30 protein-coding genes are annotated in these 23,014 nt (G+C 42.6%); 22 read left to right on the forward strand and 8 right to left on the reverse strand.

Annotated features, from left to right (window positions below; all coding sequences use genetic code 11):
* Window positions 1-82 precede the first annotated feature (82 nt).
* The 10 genes from rpmJ (at window position 83) to prfA (ending at window position 6,345) form a co-directional block, all read left to right on the forward strand.
* The gene (gene rpmJ, locus V7K50_RS05610) at window positions 83-196 is read left to right on the forward strand and encodes a 50S ribosomal protein L36 (protein WP_015129703.1); all 114 of its coding nucleotides are present in this window, start codon (window positions 83-85) and stop codon (window positions 194-196) included.
* A 115-nt stretch (window positions 197-311) separates the two neighbouring features.
* Window positions 312-692, forward strand: coding sequence for a 30S ribosomal protein S13 (rpsM, locus tag V7K50_RS05615; protein ID WP_334803087.1), 381 nt, complete (start codon window positions 312-314; stop codon window positions 690-692).
* A gap of 54 nt (window positions 693-746) precedes the next feature.
* Window positions 747-1,142: a 30S ribosomal protein S11 gene (rpsK, locus tag V7K50_RS05620; protein ID WP_012410703.1), complete on the forward strand. Its 396-nt coding sequence runs from the start codon at window positions 747-749 to the stop codon at window positions 1,140-1,142.
* Window positions 1,143-1,452: 310 nt separating this feature from the next.
* Entirely contained in the window at window positions 1,453-2,400 is a 948-nt protein-coding gene (locus V7K50_RS05625) for a DNA-directed RNA polymerase subunit alpha (RefSeq protein WP_334803086.1), read from the forward strand.
* A 32-nt stretch (window positions 2,401-2,432) separates the two neighbouring features.
* Window positions 2,433-2,783 (forward strand): 50S ribosomal protein L17, encoded by a 351-nt coding sequence (rplQ, locus tag V7K50_RS05630; RefSeq protein ID WP_229547639.1) that lies wholly within the window; start codon window positions 2,433-2,435, stop codon window positions 2,781-2,783.
* 103 nt (window positions 2,784-2,886) lie between these two features.
* A complete protein-coding gene (gene truA / locus V7K50_RS05635; RefSeq protein WP_334958016.1) occupies window positions 2,887-3,735 on the forward strand; it encodes a tRNA pseudouridine(38-40) synthase TruA in 849 nt (282 codons plus the stop codon).
* A 116-nt stretch (window positions 3,736-3,851) separates the two neighbouring features.
* On the forward strand, window positions 3,852-4,313 hold the full coding sequence (rplM, locus tag V7K50_RS05640; RefSeq protein WP_334958018.1) for a 50S ribosomal protein L13: 462 nt from the start codon (window positions 3,852-3,854) through the stop codon (window positions 4,311-4,313).
* On the forward strand, window positions 4,313-4,729 hold the full coding sequence (rpsI, locus tag V7K50_RS05645) for a 30S ribosomal protein S9 (RefSeq protein WP_104906415.1): 417 nt from the start codon (window positions 4,313-4,315) through the stop codon (window positions 4,727-4,729). The genes rplM and rpsI overlap by 1 nt, the downstream gene beginning before the upstream one ends.
* Window positions 4,730-4,876: 147 nt before the next feature.
* The gene (gene rpmE / locus V7K50_RS05650) at window positions 4,877-5,119 is read left to right on the forward strand and encodes a 50S ribosomal protein L31 (RefSeq protein WP_334958020.1); all 243 of its coding nucleotides are present in this window, start codon (window positions 4,877-4,879) and stop codon (window positions 5,117-5,119) included.
* 128 nt (window positions 5,120-5,247) lie between these two features.
* The gene (gene prfA, locus V7K50_RS05655) at window positions 5,248-6,345 is read left to right on the forward strand and encodes a peptide chain release factor 1 (RefSeq protein ID WP_334958021.1); all 1,098 of its coding nucleotides are present in this window, start codon (window positions 5,248-5,250) and stop codon (window positions 6,343-6,345) included.
* Window positions 6,346-6,354: 9 nt separating this feature from the next.
* On the opposite strand, the gene V7K50_RS05660 is transcribed toward prfA, so the two are convergent.
* Window positions 6,355-6,801 carry a hypothetical protein gene (locus V7K50_RS05660; protein ID WP_334958023.1) on the reverse strand — a complete coding sequence of 149 codons (447 nt, stop codon included), beginning with the start codon at window positions 6,799-6,801 and terminating at the stop codon, window positions 6,355-6,357.
* Window positions 6,802-7,041: 240 nt separating this feature from the next.
* Between V7K50_RS05660 and V7K50_RS05665 the strand changes: the two genes are divergently transcribed.
* The 7 genes from V7K50_RS05665 (at window position 7,042) to V7K50_RS05695 (ending at window position 12,486) form a co-directional block, all read left to right on the forward strand.
* A complete protein-coding gene (locus V7K50_RS05665; RefSeq protein ID WP_012410694.1) occupies window positions 7,042-7,404 on the forward strand; it encodes a helix-turn-helix domain-containing protein in 363 nt (120 codons plus the stop codon).
* A gap of 217 nt (window positions 7,405-7,621) precedes the next feature.
* On the forward strand, window positions 7,622-8,077 hold the full coding sequence (locus tag V7K50_RS05670) for a DUF29 domain-containing protein (protein ID WP_334958025.1): 456 nt from the start codon (window positions 7,622-7,624) through the stop codon (window positions 8,075-8,077).
* 118 nt (window positions 8,078-8,195) lie between these two features.
* Window positions 8,196-8,660, forward strand: a complete 465-nt coding sequence (locus V7K50_RS05675) for a hypothetical protein (RefSeq protein WP_334958027.1) — start codon at window positions 8,196-8,198, stop codon at window positions 8,658-8,660.
* A 254-nt stretch (window positions 8,661-8,914) separates the two neighbouring features.
* The gene (locus V7K50_RS05680) at window positions 8,915-9,412 is read left to right on the forward strand and encodes a hypothetical protein (protein ID WP_334958029.1); all 498 of its coding nucleotides are present in this window, start codon (window positions 8,915-8,917) and stop codon (window positions 9,410-9,412) included.
* 35 nt (window positions 9,413-9,447) lie between these two features.
* Window positions 9,448-10,281 (forward strand): Rpn family recombination-promoting nuclease/putative transposase, encoded by an 834-nt coding sequence (locus tag V7K50_RS05685; protein ID WP_334958031.1) that lies wholly within the window; start codon window positions 9,448-9,450, stop codon window positions 10,279-10,281.
* 52 nt (window positions 10,282-10,333) lie between these two features.
* A complete protein-coding gene (locus V7K50_RS05690; RefSeq protein WP_334958033.1) occupies window positions 10,334-10,645 on the forward strand; it encodes a hypothetical protein in 312 nt (103 codons plus the stop codon).
* 155 nt (window positions 10,646-10,800) lie between these two features.
* Window positions 10,801-12,486 (forward strand): ABC-F family ATP-binding cassette domain-containing protein, encoded by a 1,686-nt coding sequence (locus V7K50_RS05695; RefSeq protein ID WP_334958035.1) that lies wholly within the window; start codon window positions 10,801-10,803, stop codon window positions 12,484-12,486.
* Window positions 12,487-12,657: 171 nt separating this feature from the next.
* On the opposite strand, the gene V7K50_RS05700 is transcribed toward V7K50_RS05695, so the two are convergent.
* The gene (locus tag V7K50_RS05700; RefSeq protein ID WP_334958037.1) at window positions 12,658-13,155 is read right to left on the reverse strand and encodes a DUF2505 family protein; all 498 of its coding nucleotides are present in this window, start codon (window positions 13,153-13,155) and stop codon (window positions 12,658-12,660) included.
* A gap of 266 nt (window positions 13,156-13,421) precedes the next feature.
* Window positions 13,422-13,544 (reverse strand): hypothetical protein, encoded by a 123-nt coding sequence (locus tag V7K50_RS05705; protein ID WP_334958039.1) that lies wholly within the window; start codon window positions 13,542-13,544, stop codon window positions 13,422-13,424.
* A gap of 261 nt (window positions 13,545-13,805) precedes the next feature.
* Between V7K50_RS05705 and gpmI the strand changes: the two genes are divergently transcribed.
* The 5 genes from gpmI (at window position 13,806) to V7K50_RS05730 (ending at window position 17,287) form a co-directional block, all read left to right on the forward strand.
* Window positions 13,806-15,404, forward strand: coding sequence for a 2,3-bisphosphoglycerate-independent phosphoglycerate mutase (gene gpmI / locus V7K50_RS05710; protein ID WP_334958040.1), 1,599 nt, complete (start codon window positions 13,806-13,808; stop codon window positions 15,402-15,404).
* Between the two features lie 111 nt (window positions 15,405-15,515).
* Window positions 15,516-15,749, forward strand: a complete 234-nt coding sequence (gene secG / locus V7K50_RS05715) for a preprotein translocase subunit SecG (protein WP_334958041.1) — start codon at window positions 15,516-15,518, stop codon at window positions 15,747-15,749.
* Window positions 15,750-15,759: 10 nt separating this feature from the next.
* Window positions 15,760-16,578: a peptidase gene (locus V7K50_RS05720; RefSeq protein ID WP_334958043.1), complete on the forward strand. Its 819-nt coding sequence runs from the start codon at window positions 15,760-15,762 to the stop codon at window positions 16,576-16,578.
* A 53-nt stretch (window positions 16,579-16,631) separates the two neighbouring features.
* Entirely contained in the window at window positions 16,632-17,063 is a 432-nt protein-coding gene (locus tag V7K50_RS05725) for a putative toxin-antitoxin system toxin component, PIN family (RefSeq protein ID WP_334958045.1), read from the forward strand.
* Window positions 17,060-17,287, forward strand: a complete 228-nt coding sequence (locus V7K50_RS05730; RefSeq protein WP_334958046.1) for a hypothetical protein — start codon at window positions 17,060-17,062, stop codon at window positions 17,285-17,287. The genes V7K50_RS05725 and V7K50_RS05730 overlap by 4 nt, the downstream gene beginning before the upstream one ends.
* Window positions 17,288-17,382: 95 nt before the next feature.
* Here V7K50_RS05730 and V7K50_RS05735 read toward each other — a convergent pair whose 3' ends face one another.
* The 5 genes from V7K50_RS05735 to deoC form a co-directional block, all read right to left on the reverse strand.
* Complete coding sequence (locus tag V7K50_RS05735) at window positions 17,383-17,811, reverse strand: DUF29 domain-containing protein (RefSeq protein WP_334958048.1); 429 nt, start codon at window positions 17,809-17,811, stop codon at window positions 17,383-17,385.
* A gap of 184 nt (window positions 17,812-17,995) precedes the next feature.
* Entirely contained in the window at window positions 17,996-19,147 is a 1,152-nt protein-coding gene (locus V7K50_RS05740; RefSeq protein WP_334958050.1) for a glycosyltransferase family 4 protein, read from the reverse strand.
* 347 nt (window positions 19,148-19,494) lie between these two features.
* Window positions 19,495-21,147 carry an MFS transporter gene (locus V7K50_RS05745; RefSeq protein ID WP_334958378.1) on the reverse strand — a complete coding sequence of 551 codons (1,653 nt, stop codon included), beginning with the start codon at window positions 21,145-21,147 and terminating at the stop codon, window positions 19,495-19,497.
* The gene (recO, locus tag V7K50_RS05750; RefSeq protein ID WP_334958052.1) at window positions 21,134-22,102 is read right to left on the reverse strand and encodes a DNA repair protein RecO; all 969 of its coding nucleotides are present in this window, start codon (window positions 22,100-22,102) and stop codon (window positions 21,134-21,136) included. The genes V7K50_RS05745 and recO overlap by 14 nt, the downstream gene beginning before the upstream one ends.
* Before the next feature lie 76 nt (window positions 22,103-22,178).
* The gene (gene deoC / locus V7K50_RS05755; RefSeq protein WP_334958054.1) at window positions 22,179-22,859 is read right to left on the reverse strand and encodes a deoxyribose-phosphate aldolase; all 681 of its coding nucleotides are present in this window, start codon (window positions 22,857-22,859) and stop codon (window positions 22,179-22,181) included.
* Between the last annotated feature and the right edge of the window lie 155 nt (window positions 22,860-23,014).

Here is a 23,014-nt window from a genome sequence, read left to right on the forward strand (position 1 = left end):
TTGACTGTTTATTAGTCATTTAACTGGATTAATTTCCCTAGAAATGCTATAATTTTATATTTGGAGTCAAAAAATAAAAGGCATGAAAGTTAGAGCCTCAGTCAAGAAAATTTGTGAAAAATGTAACGTGATCAAACGTCGTGGTCGCGTTATGGTGATTTGCGTGAACCCCAAGCACAAACAACGTCAAGGATAACGCTCTTACCAACAGAGTGAGTTGTAACACGCATATCATCATTAAAACGAAAAGACGCGATTAATCACGTTTTTCCAACCAACAGTAATTGCGACAACAATAGGGAGAGTTCATTGTGGCACGTATTGCCGGAGTAGACCTTCCACGCGATAAGCGCGTCGAGATCGGTCTGACTTACATCTACGGAATTGGGTTATCACGCGCTCAAGAAATTATAGCGGCAACTGGTGTGAACCCAGACACCCGCGTTAAGGACTTAAGTGATGCCGATGTGACAGCCCTCCGAGGGGAAATAGAAACCAACTATCAAGTTGAAGGCGACTTGCGGCGCTGGGAGTCTTTGAACATTAAGCGTTTAGTTGACATTGGTACCTACAGAGGTCGTCGTCATCGTATGGGCTTACCAGTCAGAGGACAAAGAACTCGCACCAATGCCAGAACCCGTCGAGGCAGAAGGCAGACAGTGGCTGGGAAGAAGAAGGCTCCAGGGAAATAATTTTGCAACGCTTGCTAATCCGAGCAAGTTTTACCTTAAATCACCTAAACAAGTATGGCGAGACAACCAACTAAAAAATCCGGGAGCAAGAAGCAGAAACGGAATGTGCCCAGTGGGATGGCCTACATCCAGTCTACTTTCAACAATAGCATTGTCACCATTACCGATCAAAATGGAGATGTTATCTCCTGGGCTAGTGCTGGTTCTAGCGGTTTTAAGGGAGCAAAAAAGGGAACTCCCTTTGCAGCGCAAACTGCTGCTGAAAGTGCAGCCCGTCGAGCTATTGATCAAGGAATGCGCCAAATTGAGGTAATGGTCAGTGGTCCGGGAGCAGGTAGAGAAACCGCTATCCGGGCACTTCAAGGAGCAGGACTGGAAATTACACTGATTCGGGATATTACCCCCATTCCTCACAATGGTTGCCGTCCACCCAAGCGCCGTCGAGTTTAAACACTAAGACTTAGACTGTGAGGACGAAAAGTTACAACCAGCAATGACGGCTTGGGCGTTTAACGTGCAAACTGTCATTGAGTAAAAGTTTGGGCAACCAGAAGCGTGTCAGATTTTCCCACCGGAGAAGCTGTTAAACTTCGGGATACCCAAAATATTATTAGCCCCTGCAAGCTCAATAGAAGTGTCAAACTATACCGTAATTTTATACTAGTAGTTTGATATACCTATAATCTACAGGACATAAGTTCAATTCGGGAGGCAATTGATTTGTCTGCTAGCAGCACCTTAGAAAAAGGGAGGCTCATCCGTGGCGCAGTTTCAAATTGAGTGTGTAGAGTCGAATACCGAGGAAAGTCGGAACCATTACAGTAAATTTGTTTTGGAACCTCTAGAACGCGGTCAAGGAACAACTGTTGGCAACGCACTGCGGCGGGTTTTACTGTCAAACCTAGAAGGTACAGCAGTTACAGCCGTGCGGATTGCAGGCGTTTCACACGAGTTCGCCACAGTTCCGGGTGTGCGGGAAGATGTGCTGGAAATCCTCATGAAAATGAAGGAAGTTATCCTAAAAAACTATTCTTCACAGCCCCAGATTGGTAGATTACTCGTTAGCGGACCAGCAACAATCACTGCGTCGCATTTTGATTTGCCCAGTGAAGTAGAAGTCATCGATCCGACCCAGTATGTAGCCACCATCGCTGAGGGTGGAAAGCTGGAAATGGAATTTCGGATCGAGAAAGGGAAAGGCTATCGCACCGTAGAGCGAGGACGTGAGGAAGCCACATCGTTAGATTTTCTCCAAATCGACTCCATATTTATGCCGGTGCGAAAAGTCAACTACAGTGTTGAAGAATCTCGTGGGGAAGATTTGATTCCAAAAGACCGACTACTGTTGGAAGTTTGGACAAATGGCAGCATTTCCCCGCAGGAAGCACTATCTTCGGCTGCTGCAATCTTGGTAGATTTATTCAACCCGTTGAAAGACATCTCCCTAGAACCAACAGACACAGGTTCGGATATTCCAGACGACCCGACTGCCCAGATCCCTATCGAAGAGTTGCAACTTTCTGTGCGGGCATATAACTGTCTCAAACGGGCACAAGTTAACTCTGTGGCAGATTTGTTGGATTATACCCAAGAAGACCTCTTAGAAATTAAGAACTTTGGGCAAAAGTCAGCAGAAGAAGTTGTGGAAGCTTTACAACGAAGGCTGGGCATCACCCTGCCAATGGAAAGAGGCTCTAAACACCCTTAAGAAAAACCGTTCATAATTCATAGTGCATAATTATGCGTCACCGTTGTCGCGTCAAAAAACTCAGTAAACCAGCCGATCAACGCCGTGCTTTATTGCGATCGCTCGCCACCGAGCTGATCCGTCATGGTAAGATCACCACCACTTTAATTAGAGCGAAAGTTCTAAGAAGTGAAGTGGAAAAAATGATTACCCTAGCCAAAAATGGCTCCTTGTCAGCACGTCGGGAAGCCCTTGGCTATATCTTCGACAAACAACTGGTTCACGCTCTATTTGAGCAAGCTCCAACTCGATATGGCGATCGCCAGGGCGGTTATACCCGCATCATGCGTACCGTACCGCGTCGGGGTGATAATGCAAAAATGGCAATAATTGAATTGGTTTAAGTCATTGGTCAATTAGTCATTAGTCATTAGTCATTGGTCATTAGTGAATAACAAAGGACAACTGACAAAGGACAAATGACAAAAGACAAAGGACAAAATCTGTATGTTAGAAAGCCACCAGCCTACACAAACTCATCGAGTAGCCTTGGTAATCCAATACCTGGGCACTCATTTTCATGGCTGGCAACGGCAAAAAAACCAACGGACAGTCCAGGAAGAGATAGAAATAGCGATCGCGACTATTCTTGGGTATCATGTGACACTACATGGCGCTGGGCGAACCGATTCGGGAGTTCATGCTGCTGCTCAAGTAGCCCATTTTGAAGCAACAGGTTTTATTCCGCCTCACAAGTGGGCAACAATCCTCAACAGCTATCTGCCGCCAGATATATTAATCAGGGCTTCAGCTAGTGTCGATAACCGTTGGCACGCTCGCTTTAGTGCAGCCTATCGACGGTATCGCTACACAATATATACTGAAGATCGGCTTAACTTGTTTGTAAGACCCTTCAGTTGGCATTATTATTATGCACCCCTGGATGAATCTTTAATTCAAGCTGCCTTGAAACCTCTCTTGGGAAAGCATCACTTAGCTGCTTTTCACCGTGCAGGCTCAGAGCGATCGCATTCTTGGGTAGAGGTGCAAGCAGCAGAGTGTCGTCGCAGTGGGCCATTTATCCATATTGAAATACAGGCAGATGGATTTTTGTATGGCATGGTACGGCTGTTGGTAGGGATGCTGGTACAAGTAGGTTCTGGACAACGAACACTTTCTAGCTTCACCGAACTCTGGAAAGAAGAACGTCGGGAAGAGGTGAAATACGCCGCACCGCCGCAAGGCTTGTGCTTGTTGCGAGTCGGTTATCCCGATTTTCCCTTTCCACAAGAGATTTGGTACGACACCTTGCCAAAGTTCGTCACTAGTCAAGAGTCATTAGTCATTGGTCAGTAGAGAGGCGATTAATCGCATCTTTACAATGGTCATTAGTGAATAACAAAGGACAACTGACAAATGATAAAAGACAAATGACTAATGACAAATTAAAAATGACAAAGGACAAATGAGAAATGACAACAGTTAAAACATACCTTCCTTCTCAAGCAACCCTTGAGCGTGAGTGGTACATAGTAGATGCCACCGATCAACGCCTCGGTCGCCTCGCCAGCGAAATCGCCCAGGTACTGAGAGGCAAAAAGAAACCCGAATATACACCCCACCTAGATACAGGTGACTTCGTAATCGTCATCAATGTCGAGAAAATCGCAGTCACAGGCAAAAAGCGCACTCAAAAGCTTTACCGCCGCCATTCGGGTCGTCCCGGTGGGATGAAAACGGAAACTTTCGCTAAACTGCAAGACCGCATACCAGAGCGGATTTTAGAACAAGCTGTTAAAGGTATGCTACCTAAAAATAGTCTGGGTAAGCAGTTGTTTACCAAGCTAAAAGTTTACGCGGGGCCGATCCATCCCCATGATGCTCAAAAACCTAAAGAACTAAAAGTTAGTACAATTCCTGGAGAAGAAAATTAATGGTAGTAGCAGATGCTAATAGCGGTCGCGCCGTATACTGGGGTACTGGTCGCCGTAAGAACGCAGTAGCACGGGTACGCTTGGTTCCAGGCACCGGTCAACTGATTGTGAACGGTAAAGATGGAACCTTGTATTTCCAATTCAACCCCAACTACCTGGGAGTGATTAAGGCACCCCTGGAAACTCTGGGACTAGAAAACGAATATGACATTTTGGTGAAAGCAGAAGGCGGCGGCTTGACCGGACAAGCTGATTCTGTTCGTTTGGGAGTTGCTCGTGCTTTGTGCCAACTAGACCCAGACAACCGCCCACCTTTGAAAACCGAAGGTTATTTGACTCGCGATCCGAGAGCAAAAGAGCGGAAGAAATATGGTTTACATAAAGCTCGGAAAGCGCCTCAGTACTCTAAGCGTTAGGGAATTGGGCATTGGTGAAGAAGGTGATAGGTTACAGGGGACAGGTGATAGTTTTCTGTTACCTGTAACCTGTTCCCTTCTCCCTTTTCATAACTCCAATTGAACGCTGAAAGTTATAATTTATATAGATTCATCGCAAAAAGAACAATGGCTAAAGCTGATATTCACCCCAAGTGGTATCCAGATTCTAAAGTTTACTGCAACGGTCAAGTTGTTATGACCATTGGCTCTACCAAGCCAGAATTGCACGTAGATGTTTGGTCTGGAAATCACCCCTTTTACACCGGTACTCAGAAGATTATTGACACTGAGGGTCGAGTAGAGCGCTTCCTCCGTAAGTACGGTATGAGCAGCACTCAAACATCTGGCGACGAACAAGACAAAAAGTAGCGAGTTGGCTCTGCTGTTAACGACGGCCCTGCATCAGCTGGGTCGATTTTCATTTATATGCTCGAGCCAATTTGTTATTTTTTTAAGGAGCGAATGCGCTCCGCACACACTTCGTGAACGCACTCGTCATGGCTGAATCATACTTACTCGATAAACTCAAATCCGTTGAACAAACCTTTAATGAATTAACACGTCGTCTTGGCGACCCCGATACCGCTAGCAATCCTGATGAATATCAAGAAATTGCTAAGTCTCGTTCTTCTTTGGAAGAGGTAGTTAATACTTATGAAATTTGGAAAACAGCCCAAGAAGACTTGACAGGAGCGCGTCAGGTTTACAAAGAATCTGCCAGTGACCCAGAGTTGCAAGAAATGGCATCACTGGAAGTAAAAGAACTTGAAGAAAAAATAGAACATTTAGAGTCTCGCTTGAAAGTCTTACTGCTACCACGCGATCCCAATGATGAAAAGAATATCATGTTGGAAATTCGCGCTGGTACTGGTGGCGATGAAGCAAGTATTTGGGCTGGCGATTTGATGCAGATGTATACCCGCTATGCCCAGACTCAAGGTTGGAAAGTTTCTCTAGTGAGCGAATCTCGTGGAGAAATGGGTGGCTGGAAAGAGGTCATTCTCGAAATTAAAGGTAATGACGTTTACAGCCAGTTAAAGTTTGAAGCTGGAGTGCATCGTGTGCAGCGCGTGCCGGCAACTGAATCTGGGGGACGGGTTCATACTTCCACAGCTACCGTGGCGATTATGCCAGAGGTGGATGATGTGGAAATTCACATTGACCCAAAAGATATTGAAATGACCACAGCCCGTTCTGGCGGTGCTGGTGGGCAAAACGTCAACAAGGTGGAAACAGCCGCCGATTTGATGCACAAACCGACAGGGATTCGGATTTTTTGTACAGAAGAACGCAGCCAGTTGCAAAACAAAGAACGGGCGATGCAAATTCTGCGGGCGAAGTTGTATGAGATGAAGTTACGCGAACAACAAGAAGCTGTAACTTCCATGCGGCGATCGCAGGTTGGTACAGGATCGCGATCGGAAAAAATTCGCACGTATAATTATAAAGATAACCGGGCTACCGATCATCGGTTAGGGCAGAATTATTCGCTTAACCCTGTTCTGGAGGGTGATTTAGAGACGCTGATCCAATCTTGTATATCTCTAGACCAACAGGAACGTCTTGCGGAGTTAGCGACTGCTGCCGCTAACTAATTTTTGCTGTTAAATATTCTGTAAAACCACTTGTTGTACTATTGCTTTTAAGACAGACAGGTGGTTTTCTAACATTGCGTGGAGTGTATCTTCTATCTCACTGGGATAATTGTAATAGGCAAATTCGTACTTCATAACGTAGTTTAGCTTCGCCCATTCCTTCAGAGTTTGGCAGGTATAAATTAAATTTTCTATTTCTTTTTGCCAACGCGCAAAAATCCGGTAGCTAAAAAAGCTGCTGCATATATTGCCTTTTGCATCCCAGTAGGAAATACACACTTGATGTTTCAGAAGGTGGATTTTTTTGATTTGCTTAACATCGTAGCCTTTAACTTTTAAAGCTTCTTTGGTTTCTGCGTCAGAAATGTTCCACTGTTCTGGTTTAATTTTATTAGTGGCTATAAGGTTTTTACCTTTGCGACGATATTGATTAATTTTGCGTGGCTTGCGAAACATGATGCACCTTCGATATTATTTCTTCGCAGCAAAGTTGAGCTACTAGCTAAAGCGCCGTAGCAAACTAAGTTTTTTGGGTTGGTTAAAGATAGATGGGTTAGTCTACTAGCTTGATGCCTGTAGTTGCTGATTTACAACCAGAGATATAGTTTAGTACTAAAACACAAGGCTGTCAATATAAAAGTAAACTTGTATTATTGAAAGTAAACTTGTAAATACAGTTGGCTAGCTATATAAGCAGTGAAGATCGAAAGCAAACAAAAACTGATTGAAATCATTAAACTAGCTCGCGGTTCAATGAGTCAGCGAGCATTTGGTAAGCTTTTGGGGGTATCTGCTACTGCTGTTCAGATGTGGGAAAAAGGTGTGAAGGTTCCAGATACAGAAAATTTGGCTCGAATCGCATCGAAAGCAGGCTACACAATGGAAGAGTTAATCAGCTGCATTGATGGCAAGCCAATTCCAGAAACCTCAGATTTGAGTCTGATTCTGAGACAAATCCAGCACATGCCTTTGGCTCAAGTGGCTCAAATCGTCCAAGCTGCGGCAGATAGATTGGCGGCTGTGGCTGAAGCATCGGGGGATGAGGCGAAGGCTAGTTGAATATTTGTTCAGGATTGAATTTAAATCATTAAAATATAACGTTTCTCGTTTGTATGCAATACACTCTGACCTCTCTCCAAACCTCTCTCCTAAAAGGAGAGAGGCTTTGAATTTTACTCCCCAACGCTAGTAGGGAAGGGGCTGGGGGTTAGGTCTGTATTGGACTCAACCCAGAAGCGTTATAGCTCGTCGTCTCTTGCTGTCAAGATTGAACTCTATGGACAAACCTTTTTTGTATGACCAAGACTTCTATGGCTGGACGCAGCAGCAGGCTAAAGCGTTAGAGCAGAGGCTAGTTATGGAACTAGACTGGCAACACCTGCAAGAGGAAATTCAAGCTTTGGGGAGACAGGAATATCGGGAACTCGTGAGTCGTCTGAGTGTATTACTCGGTCATCTCTTGAAGTGGGAGTATCAACCCGAACAATGTTGTCGCAGTTCGTTTTTAACAATTAGAGAACAGCGCCGCGCCATTCACAGACATTTGCGGCAGAACCCTAGCTTAAAGTCTCGAATAGAAGAAGCTTTGTTAGATGGCTTTGAAGCGGGAGTCGATTTGGCGCTACGAGAAACTAACCTACCATTACGGACTTTTCCAGAGCATTGCCCTTATTTATTTGATGATGCGATCGCAGACAATTTTCTGTGCGATACTCGTCAAGACTGGGAATGATAATTACTACTATTTTTATGACGCTCATTTGTGATTTGGAGATACCTTAAGTAGACGATGTGAAAAAAATTATATGCTTATAAGTTTTACTCTAAGTTATTTAGATATAGTTACATCCATGAAACAAGTAATAGAAAATGTCAAACAAACTATAGCGCAAAAACAAATACTTTGGGCTTATCCAATTGCACTTAAATTACAAAAATATCACTATAGTTTGGCAATCCAATGGGCAATAGAATGCATACAAATATATTCATCCAATACTAAATCGGATAAACTCTCCCAGCTTAATAAATATATTCAGCAAGCTTTGTCAGATCCCAATTTTTTAACTCCTTTACAGTGTAATGAAATTAGTCGAGAAATATGGTATTTGCCTGAAAGAGAAGAAATTCAAACTGCAATAGCTCGACTATGGGGTTCGATGGCAGCTTTTAAAGATGGAGAAGATCGTGGTGGAGTAATGGAAACCACTAGGGCAGTCGAATTAGTATTACCTGATATATCCGATCATCATTTACTAGATCGATACCTAGAAGCTGCTGTAATAATTTGTGAAGAATACGAATCACAAAACTAAGTGTGTAAGTAGTAGAATCGCATTGATTCACCTAGCAATCGCTAATTTTGGTCGAGTTCGAGGTTCTGCTAGAAATCTATAACGGCTACACAAACTAAGTCCGTCTGCGTAGACTCCAGCAAGTTGAAACCCACGGAAGTGGGTTTTGTCTGTATAGCTGCGATTTCTAATCGCCAGGGCTAGGGTATTTTACTGGCAGTTAAAGAATAAATGGTTTTAAATGGTGAAATCTTAAATGATTGAGGGGTGCAGCTATGTCTCTACGCAACGAACCGTTAGATTGGCACTTTGAATCAAATGAACCTTATATCCCAGTTTACCATAAAGGTGATTTGGTGGGATTTTTTAAACCAGAATATGCTAGCGAAATTATTAAGTTTTTAAACGAGGAAGAAGTTTTAAAGAAAGCACTAAAAATGGCTTGTACTGATTTAATTAAAAAACTGGGCGGCGATACCAGGAAAGTCTATTATGTAATGGAAAAATATATAAAAACTAGTGAACGTCCGAAGCATGGAATTAGAGCGATCGCAGTTTTACTTCAAGATAGGCAAAAAGAGCTTGATTTGAGTAACCAGGAGTTTGCAAAATTCTGTGACACCTTTAAATTATCTCCTACGGAACTGAATAATATTTATGCTGGAGAAGCATTTGATGATAGTTTATTAGCGCCTTTATCACGTATATTAGGTATGGCAAAAGAGCGGTTGCTGGAAGTGCGAGATGGTTGTGAACTATCAAGTAACGAATAAAAAGGCAAATCAAAATATTAAAATGATCTAAAGTTGTGAAAACAGACATCATCTTTTATCGGCTGTTTCAAGAATTCCCTGATATCTTCTTTGAGCTTATTGGTAATCCTCCAGAAGTAGCTAGCCTTTATCAATTTTCATCAGTTGAAATCAAACAAACAGCCTTCAGAATCGATGGTGTGTTTCTACCTACACAAGGAAGTGAGAACCCAATTTACTTTGTTGAAGTGCAATTTCAAGCTGATGGGGAAATTTATTCACGGCTAATTGCAGAAATATGCTTATACCTCCGTCAGAATCAACCATTAAATGACTGGGGTGCTGTGGTTTTATACCCAAATAGGAATGTAGATACAGGCAATATCAAACATTACCATGAGTTTTTCACAAGTGGGCGCGTCAGACGCATTTATTTGGATGAATTAGGTGAAGCTGCATCGCTTCCAATTGGCATTGCAACTGCTAAATTAGTAATTGCAACCGATGATATAGCAATTGTCCAAGCAAGGGAGTTGATAGACAGAACCAAGTCAGAGATAAACTCACCATCAAAACAGCAGCAGTTATTACAATTTATAGAGACTATTTTGGTTTATAAGTTTCCCACAATGACTAGGGAGGAGATGGAGCAAATGTTTGGCTTAAGCGAGTTAAAGCAAACCAGATTTTATCAGGAAGCCTTTCAGGAAGGTGTTGAACAAGGTATTGAACGAGGTAAGGTTCAAGGCATTGAACAAGGTAGGGTTCAAGGCATTGGAGAAGGTAAACTCAAAGCAGTACCAGCAATGTTAGCAGCCGGGTTGACTGTAGAACAAATAGCACAGGCGCTAGATTTGAGTGTCGAAGAAGTCAGACAAGCCGTGCAGTAGGATTCTTCTGAATCAAGGAGTAGAGGAATTGGTGGACTACAACATAGGAACTATGAGTTTCAAAGATACAAAAGTTTATCAAGAAGCATTTGAAGAAGGGCGTTTGGAAGGTTTACGGCAATCAGTACCTCGTCTATTAGATTTAGCGTTAACTATTGAGCAAGTTGCGGAGGGATTAGGTTTAACTATAAACCAAGTTCAAAACGCGAAACTATATCATGATGGCATCCAAATAGGGGAGCGTATAGCCAAATTAAAATTAATACCCACCTTGTTGAAATTGGGGGTGACAGTGGAACAAGTGGCTGAGGCATTTGATTTCAGTGTCGAAGAAGTCAGACAAGTAGCACAAAGTCAGCCTTGAGATAGATGTGGTAGATTTTATCTGTGGCTCAAGCCAAATTTGGTTTGTGGCTTCCAAACTTGATCACGACGATTTTATAGTTAATTTTTGTTAATATTAGAGGCGGTGTTAGTACTTCGTCCTCAACCACCCACTCCCTACCTGAGAGAAACTTAATGCTGCGATTAGAACATATAAGTAAAATTTATCCCACAGGCGAAGTTCTCAAAGATATCAACTGGGAAGTTAAACCAGGCGATCGCATTGGCTTAGTCGGTGTCAACGGTGCTGGAAAATCCACCCAGCTAAAAATCATCTCTGGGGAAATGGAACCCACCGCCGGCGAAATCATTCGCCCCAATAGCTTACATATAGCCTATCTTAACCAAGAGTTTGAAGTAGATCCCACCCGCACCGTTAGAGAAGAATTTTGGACTGTCTTCCAAGAAGCCAACGAAGTACAGTTATCTCTAGCGCACATACCACAAGAGATGGAAACGGCTAACCCAGAGGAACTCGATCGACTGATCGACAAGTTGGATCGTTTACAGCGCAAATTTGAAGCCTTGGATGGCTACAACTTAGACGCACGCATCGGGAAAATCTTACCAGAAATGGGGTTTGGGCTAGAAGATGGCGATCGCCTCGTCAGTGCCTTTAGTGGTGGTTGGCAAATGCGGATGAGTTTAGGGAAAATCCTGCTGCAAAAACCTGACTTGTTGCTGCTGGATGAACCGACTAACCACCTAGATTTAGAAACCATTGAGTGGTTGGAAAATTACCTCAGAGGGCTGATTACGCCGATGGTAATAGTCTCCCATGACCGGGAGTTCCTTGACCGTCTCTGCACCCAAATTGTGGAAACTGAACGTGGCGTTTCCAGTACCTACCTTGGGAACTACTCGGCATATTTGGAACAAAAAGCCGAAAGTCAATCAGCACAACTGAGTGCTTACGAACGCCAGCAAAAAGAATTAGAGAAACAGCAAACCTTTGTTGATAGATTCCGCGCCAGTGCTACCCGCAGTACCCAGGCAAAAAGCCGGGAAAAGCAACTCGACAAAATTGAGCGCATTGAAGCACCCGTCGCTGGTATGAGAACTCTACACTTCCGTTTTCCCCCCGCACCCCGCAGTGGACGCGAAGTAGTGGACATTAAAGATTTAACTCATCTTTATGGTGATAAAATCTTGTTCTTGGCAGCAAATCTGCTAATTGAAAGAGGCGATCGCATTGCTTTTCTTGGCCCCAACGGTGCTGGAAAATCTACCCTTCTGCGCGTAATTATGGGCATGGAACCACCAACAGAAGGTAGCGTTCAATTAGGGGATCATAACGTTATTCCTGGTTACTTTGAGCAAAATCAAGCTGAAGCTTTGGACTTGAAGAAAACTGTCATGGAAACTATCCATGATGAAGTTCCAGATTGGGATAATCAAGAAGTCCGCACGCTTTTGGGACGCTTCTTATTCACTGGTGATACTGTATTTAAGGCAGTTGGGGCATTAAGTGGAGGAGAAAAAGCTCGTTTGGCGTTGGCAAAAATGCTCTTACGTCCTGCTAACCTACTAATATTAGATGAGCCGACAAACCACCTAGACATTCCAGCTAAAGAAATGCTGGAAGAAGCACTCAAAAATTATGATGGTACGGCAATTGTAGTTTCACACGATCGCTACTTTATTTCTCAAGTAGCTAACAAAATCGTCGAAATTCGTGACGGTGAATTCCGGGTTTACTTAGGAGATTATCATTACTATCTCCAGAAAATTGCCGAAGAAAAAGAGCAAGCAAAGTTAGCTGCAATAGAAGCTGAAAAAGCAGCAAAAAAAGCTGCTAAAGCTTCTGGGAAACGGAAGTGATATATAGCAATCCTATCTGAATTGTGAAAATTTGCGGTATCAAGATACCCGACTTTTTAAATAAGTCGGGTATCTAACTTTTCACAAATTATTTAGGATTAAGCTGTCGCACGTATAACTTGCACTTTTTCGGGTCTGCAACCATTGGTAACTCTGTAATCCTCTGGAAAATTACACACTCAACAGCTTATTATAGGTTACAGCAGATTGATCTGCTTCTTGTCTTACATATTTTTCAAACGAACTCTCTATCAATCCGCCAACACCGAAAATTTTTACTTCTAACGTCGTTTCTATAATCCGTCGGATATTATTATTCCCCAACGATTCGATCCGGATCGTCTCTTCCCAGCGTATCTTGTCTGCAAGAGTACTTGATATTTTTTTGGAGTACCAAACTTGGGTTTCTTTGACAAATTTGCCTTCTTCCAAAAATGTCGAGTTTGTACCGAGTAGTTTGACTACTGGTCCTGGTAGTTCTATATTGGGTCTGATTCTGACTTTACGTAAAATATCAGCGTTACTCTCAGTCTGCTGTTCAAGGATTGTAAACTCAGTGTAGCCAAGACCTTCTTTGTAGACCTTAGTGTTCCAATCCTCGTTAAAAAACTTATTCCAGAATGTGTCTTGGTCACATTTAATTTCGTGTGTTGTCGTGAAAATGCCCATATTTTCTCCTGTTGTCTGATTGTTGAATTTAACCGCACTATTTAGTTGATAGTTAGCCAGAAGTTTGTTTTTTCAAACTATCGCTCTGACTTGAAATACGAAACTTTGAAAATACTATTACTTTTGTAGTGAACATACAAGGACAGTTAAGACAGTTAAGACAGTTAAGAACTAATTCAAAAATAAAAAGACAGTTAATAAAGTTTTTTGTGAAGCTGCGCCAAATCTTAGCTGATTCATACAAAATTGGTATAACAAGTAAATTATTACGGTAACTCATTAAGTTGACGGTTTTCATCTTTAACTGGTTCTCCAGCTTCAGCCCTAAAACCTGACATCACAAGCTTTACCGTTATTTTGTAGATGCGTAGCAGTTCAAGAGTCTTCAAGGCGGGTTTCTCAACCTAGAGAACTTTTAAACTCGTACTGTATAGCAGTACTAGAAGAGGAGAAGTAAAGGCAGGGTATGATACCTTGATTTCCGACTCAGAGTACCAGTTGAGACATGACAAAAATCGCACAATAATTAGTGAATTTTAAAAAACATTGTAAGTCTTCCATAAAATAAATTAATAAGCAAAAATTCACTTGCGGCGTGGATTAGCAATGGTATCATTCGGGTATTACAAAAAGTAAAGGGCAATTTTACTATGACCAAAGCACCTGTTGCTCCTGTGGTGCTAGTCATTTTAGACGGATGGGGCTACTGCGAGGAAACGCGAGGAAACGCCATTACTGCTGCTAAAACTCCCATCGTGGACAGTTTATGGGCAGCTTACCCGCATACCCTCATCCGCACATCAGGAAAAGCCGTAGGGTTGCCAGAAGGTCAAATGGGCAACTCGGAAGTTGGTCATTTGAACATTGGTGCTGGGCGAGTTGTACCGCAAGAACTGGTACGCATCTCCGATGCGGTTGAAGACGGTTCTATTGCCTCCAACCCAGCACTTGTCAAAATTTGCCAGGAAGTTCGTTCTCGGAATAGCAAGCTGCATCTAGTCGGGCTTTGTTCTGAGGGAGGGGTACATTCACATATCACCCATCTATTCGGACTACTTGACTTAGCCAAGAAAGAGCGAATTCCAGAAGTTTGTATCCACGCCATTACCGATGGTCGTGACACCGCCCCAACTGACGGTGTAAAAGCGATCGCGCAGCTGCAAGATTATATAGACCGCGCCGGAATTGGGCGTATAGTCACCCTCAGTGGTCGCTACTACGCGATGGATCGCGATCATCGCTGGGATCGGGTCAAACGCGCCTACGACATGATGATACAAGATAGTGTTGGTAATGGTCTCAAGGCTGTGGAAGTCTTGCAAGCATCTTACGACCAAGGGATAAAAGATGAATTTGTCAACCCAATCCGAATTGCTCCAGGCGCAATAGAACCAGGGGATGGGGTGATATTTTTCAACTTCCGCCCCGATCGCTCCAGACAACTGACTCAAGCTTTGGTCAGTCCCAAATTTGACGGTTTTGCAAGACAGCAAATCACACCCCTGTCTTTTGTCACCTTTACGCAGTACGATTCAGACTTACCCGTGGCTGTAGCCTTTGAGCCTCAGAATCTCAGTAATATTCTGGGAGAAGTCATAGCCAATCACAGCCTGAATCAGTTCCGCACCGCCGAAACCGAAAAATACGCCCACGTCACCTATTTCTTTAATGGGGGTCTGGAGGAACCTTTTGTCGGAGAAGATCGGGAACTGGTAAGCAGCCCGATGGTAGCGACTTACGATCACGCCCCAGCGATGTCAGCAGCAGCAGTTACAAATGTAGCGATCGCAGCGATTCAAAAGGGTACGTATTCCCTGGTTGTGATTAACTATGCTAATCCAGACATGGTAGGGCATACTGGTCAAATCGACCCTACCATCACAGCAATTGAAACAGTTGATCGCTGTTTGGGTCGGTTGTTAGAGAGCGTGATCAAAGCCGGCGGGACAACAATTATTACTGCCGATCACGGCAACGCTGAGTATATGCTAGATGAAGGGGGTAATCCCTGGACGGCTCATACTACTAACCCAGTCCCCTTTATCTTGGTAGAAGGCGAGAAAGTCAAAATCCCTGGATATGGTACAAATGTCGAACTGCGAACCGATGGTAAGCTATCTGACATTGCCCCCACGATTCTAGAGATTTTACAGCTGCCTCAGCCCCCAGAAATGACCGGGCGATCGCTGCTGAAAACCGCAGAATATGAGCTACAACGCACTCGCACCCCGGTGCAAGTAGGGCTGTAAAAGAGTCCTGAGACGCGATTAATCGCGTCTGTACAAGAGTTAGGAGTTTTTAGTGAACTCCTAACTCCTGAATTCTGTTTTTTGAAACTTGTTATAAATGAGATTGCTACCATGACAATTACTAATATCGTGCAAGGCATTTGGGCATTTTCCGCCACTGGTTTGATTATTTTAGTTTTACTACATAGCCCTAAAGGTGATGGCGTTGGAGCTATTGGCGGACAAGCCCAGCTATTTAGCAGCACCAAAAGTGCAGAAAACACCTTAAACCGAATTACTTGGGCATTGACAGTAATTTTTCTCGGTTTAACAGTAGTTTTAAGTGCTGGCTGGCTTCCTAAATAAGGATAGGTAAATGGGGATAAAAATCCAACACCCGATACTTAACAGCCTAATAAATTCAATTTCACGACGGTTAATTACAGCTCTTGCCTTGTTTATTGGCACAGGGCTGTTAATCGTTTTTACTAATATCGAGTCGAGTCATGGGTTTACAATAATCCCAAAATATGCATATTCAAACTCAATCATCTCTCTTTCAACCTCACCATCTCCCCTAAAACCCCATCCCTTACCGCCCACACTCGCACAGTGGCAAGATAACACTAACAGTGGTGACTACTTTTCCCAAGTTACAACAACCCAAGTAGGTTATTTAGTCTGGTCACAATTTCCGGTTCGAGTTTACGTAGAACCACCAAAAGCCATCAGCGAAAAGCAGGCTCAAGCATGGGTTAATGGTGTCTTGCAGGGTGTACAGGAGTGGAGTACTTATTTACCTTTAACAATAGTCGAACAGTCAGAAATTGCTGATATTACGATCGCACGAAAAGCGCCACCTCTACAAATTTCCTCTGGTAGTAATATACCTCGTGCGCGATCGGCACAAACTACTTACGAGTTATACACCAGCAACAATGTTTTATCCAACCGCTTCACCATCTTGCTAAGTCCGAGTCAAACAGGTGAGTATCTCATTGCAGCTACCCGCCACGAATTCGGACACGCTTTGGGAATTTGGGGTCATAGTCCGCTACAAACTGATGCCCTATATTTTTCTCAAGTTCGTAACCCGTCGCCTATTTCTCCCAGAGATGTGAATACTTTAAAGCGGGTTTATGAACAGCCAACTACTTTGGGATGGTCTTTAGTAGATAATTCAAAGATTAATTGATCAATAGGTAGAGTATAAGCTCGTCGCTAGAGCAAAAATACTACGGCGAAACCATGACAAATCCGTACCAAATTATACTTGATACTAATGTACTCCTTTCTGGTTTACGAGCTAACCATAGTGCATCTTACAAACTATTAACAATACTTAATGATGGGCGTTGGCAGTTGAATGTCTCTACTACCTTAGTATTCGAGTATGAAGAAATTCTCAAGCGAGAAAAAGAGCAGCTTGGATTGAGTGATGAAAATATTGACAATGTTATTGAAGCTATTTGTACAATCGCTAATAAATGTAGCATTTTCTATTTATGGCGGCCAGTAGCACACGATCCTGATGATGATTTTCTTATCGATTTAGCTGTTGAATGCCAAGCCGACTTTATCATCACTTATAATCAAAAAGATTTACAAGGCGCACAAAAATTTGGACTGAGGGTAGTTTCACCCAAAGAATTCTTGCAAATAGTAGGAGAAATCCGATGACTAACTTAAATGTAAAGGTATCTGAATCTTTATATAAACAAATTGAAGCTTTAGCAGCCAGAGAAAATATTTCCATTGAACAACTTGCAACGATTGCTTTATCGGCACAAGTTTCCGCATGGATGACCAAAGACTATTTGGAAGAAAAAGCTAAAAGCGGTAGTTGGGAAAAATTCCAGCAAGTTTTGAATAAAGTCCCTAACGTAGAACCAGAAGAAGTATGATAAATTGTAGCGACTTATTTTTATGGTATTGCTGAGTTAAAATATGAATATGTCTCGCGCAAAAAATCAAAATTTAAGATTAAGGCAACCAATTTTTATCCAAAGATTTGCTCTAAGGTATAAGCACATAATTCAGGTAAATTGCTTAAATTTGTTTTAGCTTTAACATAATCTAAGGCATTGCTATAAATTATGCTGAAGTTATCCTCTAAATATTTGCGTAAATTGGCACTTAAATCTTCATTTAGTTGATTCCGAAAACTAATTATTTCTGCTGCACAATGATTAGCACTTATTGGCTTTTCTAAATCCCAATATTGATAAATTAATAAATGTCTAATAATCTGTTCCAATAAACTTCTTACTCGCCTTTTTTCATTTTTAGCCAAATCTTCCAATTCTTCTATTAAGTTTTCATAGTCAACGTCTGCTAATTGTCGATTTTTGAGACATTTAATAGTCTCCTCTAACCATTGCAGGTAATTGGATTCATATAATGTTTTTATGTCGATGATTGCAGTCATTTGTTGATTTTGTAGCTTTAATTTACTGTTATTTATTATTTCATTCTAACTAGGTTATTAATTTTTGCCGATAATCGACTGTACAATTAATTCCAAACCTTTCCTCAATTTTGCGTGGCAGAGTGGATAAGCTGGTTAACAGCTTATCTGATAATTTGCTGTGCGATCGCACTTCTTCCTTTCCCTACGCTCTACGACGACTTAGCGGTAGAGGTCGCTGTGCTAAAACTCCTTTATAAAGTTCTTCGAGCAGAGTAATATTTTTACTCAGGGTATAGCGGTCTAATACACGCTGTCTAGCTTTTTGCCCCAGTAGAGTTGTTAACTCTGGATGGTCTTGGAATACTGGCAAGAGGGTTTTTAATTGCGATCGCGCTGTTTTGGTACTAATAACTACACCTGCGCCCTTTTCCAATACCTCTCCATCTGCACCCACATCTGTTGCTAAACAAGCCAACCCACATGACATTCCTTCTAACAGAGATAGGGATAAACCCTCTACCAATGAAGGCAAAACAAATACATCTGCGCCCCGTAAAATTTCGATCCGTCGGTCTTCATCAGCGACAAATCCCAACCAGATAATGCCGTATTCTGAACCATAAAATGGCTCTAAGGAAGATTTCAAAGGACCGTCACCAACAATTAGCAACTTACTACCAGGCTCCATTGCCGACTGCTTCCAAGCGCGGAGGAGAGCTTCGACATTTTTCTCTGGGGCAATTCTACCCTGATAGACAAACAAGCGTTCGGCTTTAAATTCTGCTTTTATTTGAGAAAATCCTGGAGAATACTTGACAGTATCAACACCATTGGGAATTACAGCAATATTTTCTTCCCTTACGCCCATCCCTGCCAATAATTCTCGCTGAATTTGGGAAAATACAATCACGCGATCGTAGTTAACTAAAAAAGGTGCGTAGAGCTGATAAGCCAAAAGTTGCGTTCCCGATACCAGCTTTGCCCCCTTGCCAGCAAATGGTGTGTGAAAAGTGGCAATTAGGGGCAACCTCAGTTCTTCACAAATTTCCGGTAGAAAAAAGTCTAGAGGAGATAACGTCAATGAAGCATGGACTACATCTGGCTTGATTTCCCGCAGCGAATCGGTTAAAACTTTGGTCGCTTTAAAAGTGGGAATTGTGTAAACTTGTGACTTGTAAATGAAAGGGAGGGAAACCTCTTGAAGATTTGGCCAGTTGTCAGGTTCCGACTCTTCCTGGGCGAAGTGAAGAAAGCTAACTTGATGTCCCCTATCTAGTAAGGCATTTGTAATTTCTCGACTGTAGGTGACATTGCCACAAAAGGGTGATTTTTTTCCAATCCAGGCTATACGCATTCTTTATTTAGCTGTAAGAAAAGCGGGTTTGAGCTATTACTTGTGTGTTCTTTGTGATTTTTATCTAGCTATACTTGCTGGTTTATTTAGTTATTACAGATTTCCACCACAACTTAGTTTAAAAAGCTTATTTTAAGCTGATTAAACCAGTGGATTTTGGGCTTTATTTATTCTATTTATAAGTTGTTAATTTTTGATATTTAAACAACTTATTCTGACTAATGTCAGATTCATATCCCGCAAGTATGCGATAAATTTTCACTTATCACAGTTTACCATGAACACAAAAGCTTTAAGTAAATATTAATTACTTAAAGGTAATGAATAATAACTCTTCTTAGCTGATACTATTTGTGTGAGTTATACCAGGTTAATATACCTCCTGAAAAGACGATGGCAGCTAATCCCAAAAATACTACTTGTAATCCCAGAAAGGTTTCTGCAACACCAGCTAATGCCAATGGTAAGGAGAGAGCAATATTAATTACATTGTTCTGCAAGCCAAAAACTTTACCACGCATTTCTGGAGGTGTTTCTGTTTGGATTGCTGTTTGCATAGGAATTCCCACTAGCGCCCCAAAGATACCTAATAACGCCACCAGTAACAACACTAGCCATAGTTGGGTTGTAAATACTGACAGACCAATCAGAGATGCTGTCATGCCTATACAACCGTACAGACTTAGCTGGGTATAGGAGAAGCGTTGACCAAATTGACCGAGAATTGTTGCTCCGGCCGCAATGCCAACACCGCCGGCTGCTAGTAAAAAGCCAAACTGGGAGGCTTTCATGTTGGGAATTATTTCTGCCATCCGAACGGCTAAAACAGTTAATGCGGCAAAGACAGAAAACAAGATAATCAGCTGAAGCAAAGCATTGCGGACGCGATGATTTCCATTGAGGTAGGCAAAACCGTCCCGCAAATCAGAGAAGACGTGAGGGAATTCTGTATCGGGGTGGTGGTGTTTTTCCTTAGTTGCCAGGAGGAACAAAATTAGTCCCGCGATCGCATAACTCCCACCTACTAAAAGTTCTTTGCCAAAATTACCACTACCACCAATTTGCAGCCAAAGTCCATCAGCGATCGCTAACAACGGTTCCCCGACGGCAAACCCAACAATCACCGATGCCATCATCGTTGTCGTATAAAGGGAATTTGCCGAGAGTAAATCCTGTTCTTCTACTATTAAGGGAATTACCGCCTGTTCCGCCGGTGCAAAAAACTGCGTCAGTGTGGAAACTAAAAAAGTCACACCCAGGATGATTATAAAACCCACTGGCAGCACTCCTATGGGTTTCCAATCATGAGTCAACCACAGCAGAAAAGGAATTGACAAAACCAGGATGCCGCGCCAAATATTCGTTGCCACCAGCACAGCTTTTTTCGACCAGCGATCGACAAACACGCCAGCAACGGAACCAAACAATACGGCTGGAATCGTAAAAGCCATCATCAAGACTGATACCCAACCACTAATACTCTGATTGCTTGCTTGAAACTGAGTATTAATCAAGGCAATCATCAGCACTAAATAAACTTTATCTGCCAGTTGGGAGAAAACTTGACCACCCCAAAGAGCCAGAAAATTAGGGTTTTTTAATACAGGCAAAAACCCTTGCTGCGGTACATTACCTGAAACAGCTTTTCCACCTGAACCAGACTCATCTAATTTCGGTGGTTCTTTTTCGGCGATCGCTGCTACTGGCAAATTATGCCCATTGCGAGAGCCATTGCTATCTAGCTCATCTGTGGTTAATTTATCTTCAGATTGTATTTCTGATTGGCTTGGAACATCAGTTTTTGGGATTTCCTCCGTCCAACTTTGATCGTTTTTAGAAACGTCTTTTGGGGACATTTCTTGGCCATTTATTTGACTAGGTGTACACTTGGAAACGGTACTCAAGTGATTCCTGACTGTAGGTTCTGATACCCTATTTTGTCTTTTGGCGAGGCTTGGTGACAAAGGTAGGATTTTTTTATCCAAATCAGACGGTTGCATCATGGTTGGCAGCAAAATAAGAGTCGATCAAGGTAGCAGAGCGAATAGGGCGACCTAATTGATACTGAGCATACTGGCGCAAAATCTGCTCAACAGATAACCAGTCATAATCTCTAGCACCATCAATTTGCATTATCTCTGGTTGTGACAGATGTTGAAGCAAAGCCAGTTCCATAGCACCCAGACGGCAAGAAATCACAGGTATTTCTTGCCGATGCACAACAACTGTTTGGGTATTGGGCATCCCTTCTCTACGAGACGCTACGCGAACGGCTTCGCTCAGGGCAAGTGGGAATGGGGCATGGGGCATTGGGTATTGGTCTCCCGCCATTTCCCTCATCTCCCTCATCTCCCTCTGCTCCTCTCTTCGCAAACGTTCCCTAGCTTCTAAACAAACTATTCCACCCGCAGGTATACTAAATCCTACCTGCCACTTGGGGTCTGTAAAGTCTGGCTTGAGGGGGCGTTGGGATAGGCAACAAATTTGCACTTGCGGCGTGAGTCCTGCTAAGGCTAAAAGGTGAAACACCCCATGAGCCAGATGAGCCAAAACACCAGATGGATTTGCACTAGAGGCCACCTCTAAGCGATGGAGATGTTCATTGAACAACTCATAAAGTTCTTCTTGGGGTTGTTCGCTCAAAGCTTCACACAGAACTATTTCTGCTAAATATTGACTGGCAGCCAGTTTTCCCAAATTTTTAGCTAAACCAGGATAAGTTTTTAACGTCTGTGCTTGAGTAATTTTATCAAGCGATCGCCCTTTGGCAATCAATAGTTCATTCACAACAAACATCCCACTCCTACCGCCCAGGCTGGAGTTGTGCTTACGTGCCCCTGGAGCCACTGCTCGAATCAGACCGAATTCCCGTGTCAAAATCGTCACTATTTTATCCGATTCTCCCAGCGCCTGGGTTTTAAGATTAATACCAGTTGCTTTGTAGGTTCTACTCATTAGTTATTAGTAGTTATTAGTCATTAGTAATTAGTCATTGGTCATTAGCTTCGGACAAATGACAAAGGACAAATGACTATTCACCCTTTCCCAAGTTATCGCGCTGACGGATCAAATCCATACCGCGAGATGTGCCTAATCTAGTAGCACCCGCTACGATTAAGTCTAGGGCTTGATTGATAGTGTGGATACCACCTGAAGCTTTAATTCCCACCCTTTCTTTGGCAAATTCCTTCAAAAGTCGTACATCTGCCACTGTTGCACCACCATTCCAACCAGTACTGGTTTTTAAGAATGCTGCTCCTGCCTCCATAGCTATTTCAGCAGCTATTTTTTTCTCCGCATCTGTCAACAGGTTAGTTTCCAAAATTACCTTGACTGTTTGCCCAGTCTCTTCACAAATTTCAGCAATCTCCCGGTGGACTTCTTCAGTTTTGCCAGCTTTCAACCAGCCCAAGTTCATTACCACATCCAACTCAGTGGCCCCACTATCTGCCGCTTCTTGAGCCTCATACAGTTTCACTGCTGAAGTCGTTGCACCAGAAGGAAAGCCAATCACCGTACAGACTTTCGGGTTTTTACCGTGGAGGAGTTCTACTGCTTGCTTAACATGAGCGGGAAACAGACAAACCGCCGCAAAGTTGAATCTATATGCTTCTTCACACCATTGCTCAACCTGCTCTGGAGTAGCCGTTGGCATTAACAGGGAGTGATCGATAAATGGCGCAATATCAATGTCTGGATAGTCTGCTGCCATCGTGTCTTCTGCCAGTGATTGATTATTAAACTTTATAAAAAATTAAAACATTTCTTATATATCTATTAAATCACATTTATTACAAGTTTATCCTGAAAACAAGCTGCCGACTTATCTGGAATATTGACTTTACAGATATCCCGGAATTACTGTAA

It is taken from the genome of Nostoc sp., assembly GCF_036917135.1.
GTDB lineage: Bacteria > Cyanobacteriota > Cyanobacteriia > Cyanobacteriales > Nostocaceae > Nostoc.

Excerpts from the sequence above, each read along its gene's own strand:
- V7K50_RS05695 (WP_334958035.1), top strand. The coding sequence starts at position 10,801 with ATGCTGCGATTAGAACATATAAGTAAAATTTATCCCACAGGCGAAGTT.
- truA (WP_334958016.1), top strand. The coding sequence starts at position 2,887 with ATGTTAGAAAGCCACCAGCCTACACAAACTCATCGAGTAGCCTTGGTA.
- V7K50_RS05690 (WP_334958033.1), top strand. The coding sequence starts at position 10,334 with ATGAGTTTCAAAGATACAAAAGTTTATCAAGAAGCATTTGAAGAAGGG.
- gpmI (WP_334958040.1), top strand. The coding sequence starts at position 13,806 with ATGACCAAAGCACCTGTTGCTCCTGTGGTGCTAGTCATTTTAGACGGA.
- V7K50_RS05670 (WP_334958025.1), top strand. The coding sequence starts at position 7,622 with ATGGACAAACCTTTTTTGTATGACCAAGACTTCTATGGCTGGACGCAG.
- V7K50_RS05725 (WP_334958045.1), top strand. The coding sequence starts at position 16,632 with ATGACAAATCCGTACCAAATTATACTTGATACTAATGTACTCCTTTCT.
- V7K50_RS05735 (WP_334958048.1), bottom strand. The coding sequence starts at position 17,811 with ATGACTGCAATCATCGACATAAAAACATTATATGAATCCAATTACCTG.
- rplQ (WP_229547639.1), top strand. The coding sequence starts at position 2,433 with ATGCGTCACCGTTGTCGCGTCAAAAAACTCAGTAAACCAGCCGATCAA.
- V7K50_RS05700 (WP_334958037.1), bottom strand. The coding sequence starts at position 13,155 with ATGGGCATTTTCACGACAACACACGAAATTAAATGTGACCAAGACACA.
- V7K50_RS05680 (WP_334958029.1), top strand. The coding sequence starts at position 8,915 with ATGTCTCTACGCAACGAACCGTTAGATTGGCACTTTGAATCAAATGAA.
- prfA (WP_334958021.1), top strand. The coding sequence starts at position 5,248 with ATGGCTGAATCATACTTACTCGATAAACTCAAATCCGTTGAACAAACC.
- V7K50_RS05675 (WP_334958027.1), top strand. The coding sequence starts at position 8,196 with ATGAAACAAGTAATAGAAAATGTCAAACAAACTATAGCGCAAAAACAA.
- rplM (WP_334958018.1), top strand. The coding sequence starts at position 3,852 with ATGACAACAGTTAAAACATACCTTCCTTCTCAAGCAACCCTTGAGCGT.
- rpsI (WP_104906415.1), top strand. The coding sequence starts at position 4,313 with ATGGTAGTAGCAGATGCTAATAGCGGTCGCGCCGTATACTGGGGTACT.
- recO (WP_334958052.1), bottom strand. The coding sequence starts at position 22,102 with ATGAGTAGAACCTACAAAGCAACTGGTATTAATCTTAAAACCCAGGCG.
- rpmE (WP_334958020.1), top strand. The coding sequence starts at position 4,877 with ATGGCTAAAGCTGATATTCACCCCAAGTGGTATCCAGATTCTAAAGTT.
- V7K50_RS05745 (WP_334958378.1), bottom strand. The coding sequence starts at position 21,147 with ATGCAACCGTCTGATTTGGATAAAAAAATCCTACCTTTGTCACCAAGC.
- V7K50_RS05730 (WP_334958046.1), top strand. The coding sequence starts at position 17,060 with ATGACTAACTTAAATGTAAAGGTATCTGAATCTTTATATAAACAAATT.
- V7K50_RS05660 (WP_334958023.1), bottom strand. The coding sequence starts at position 6,801 with ATGTTTCGCAAGCCACGCAAAATTAATCAATATCGTCGCAAAGGTAAA.
- deoC (WP_334958054.1), bottom strand. The coding sequence starts at position 22,859 with ATGGCAGCAGACTATCCAGACATTGATATTGCGCCATTTATCGATCAC.
- V7K50_RS05740 (WP_334958050.1), bottom strand. The coding sequence starts at position 19,147 with ATGCGTATAGCCTGGATTGGAAAAAAATCACCCTTTTGTGGCAATGTC.
- V7K50_RS05720 (WP_334958043.1), top strand. The coding sequence starts at position 15,760 with ATGGGGATAAAAATCCAACACCCGATACTTAACAGCCTAATAAATTCA.
- rpmJ (WP_015129703.1), top strand. The coding sequence starts at position 83 with ATGAAAGTTAGAGCCTCAGTCAAGAAAATTTGTGAAAAATGTAACGTG.
- secG (WP_334958041.1), top strand. The coding sequence starts at position 15,516 with ATGACAATTACTAATATCGTGCAAGGCATTTGGGCATTTTCCGCCACT.
- rpsK (WP_012410703.1), top strand. The coding sequence starts at position 747 with ATGGCGAGACAACCAACTAAAAAATCCGGGAGCAAGAAGCAGAAACGG.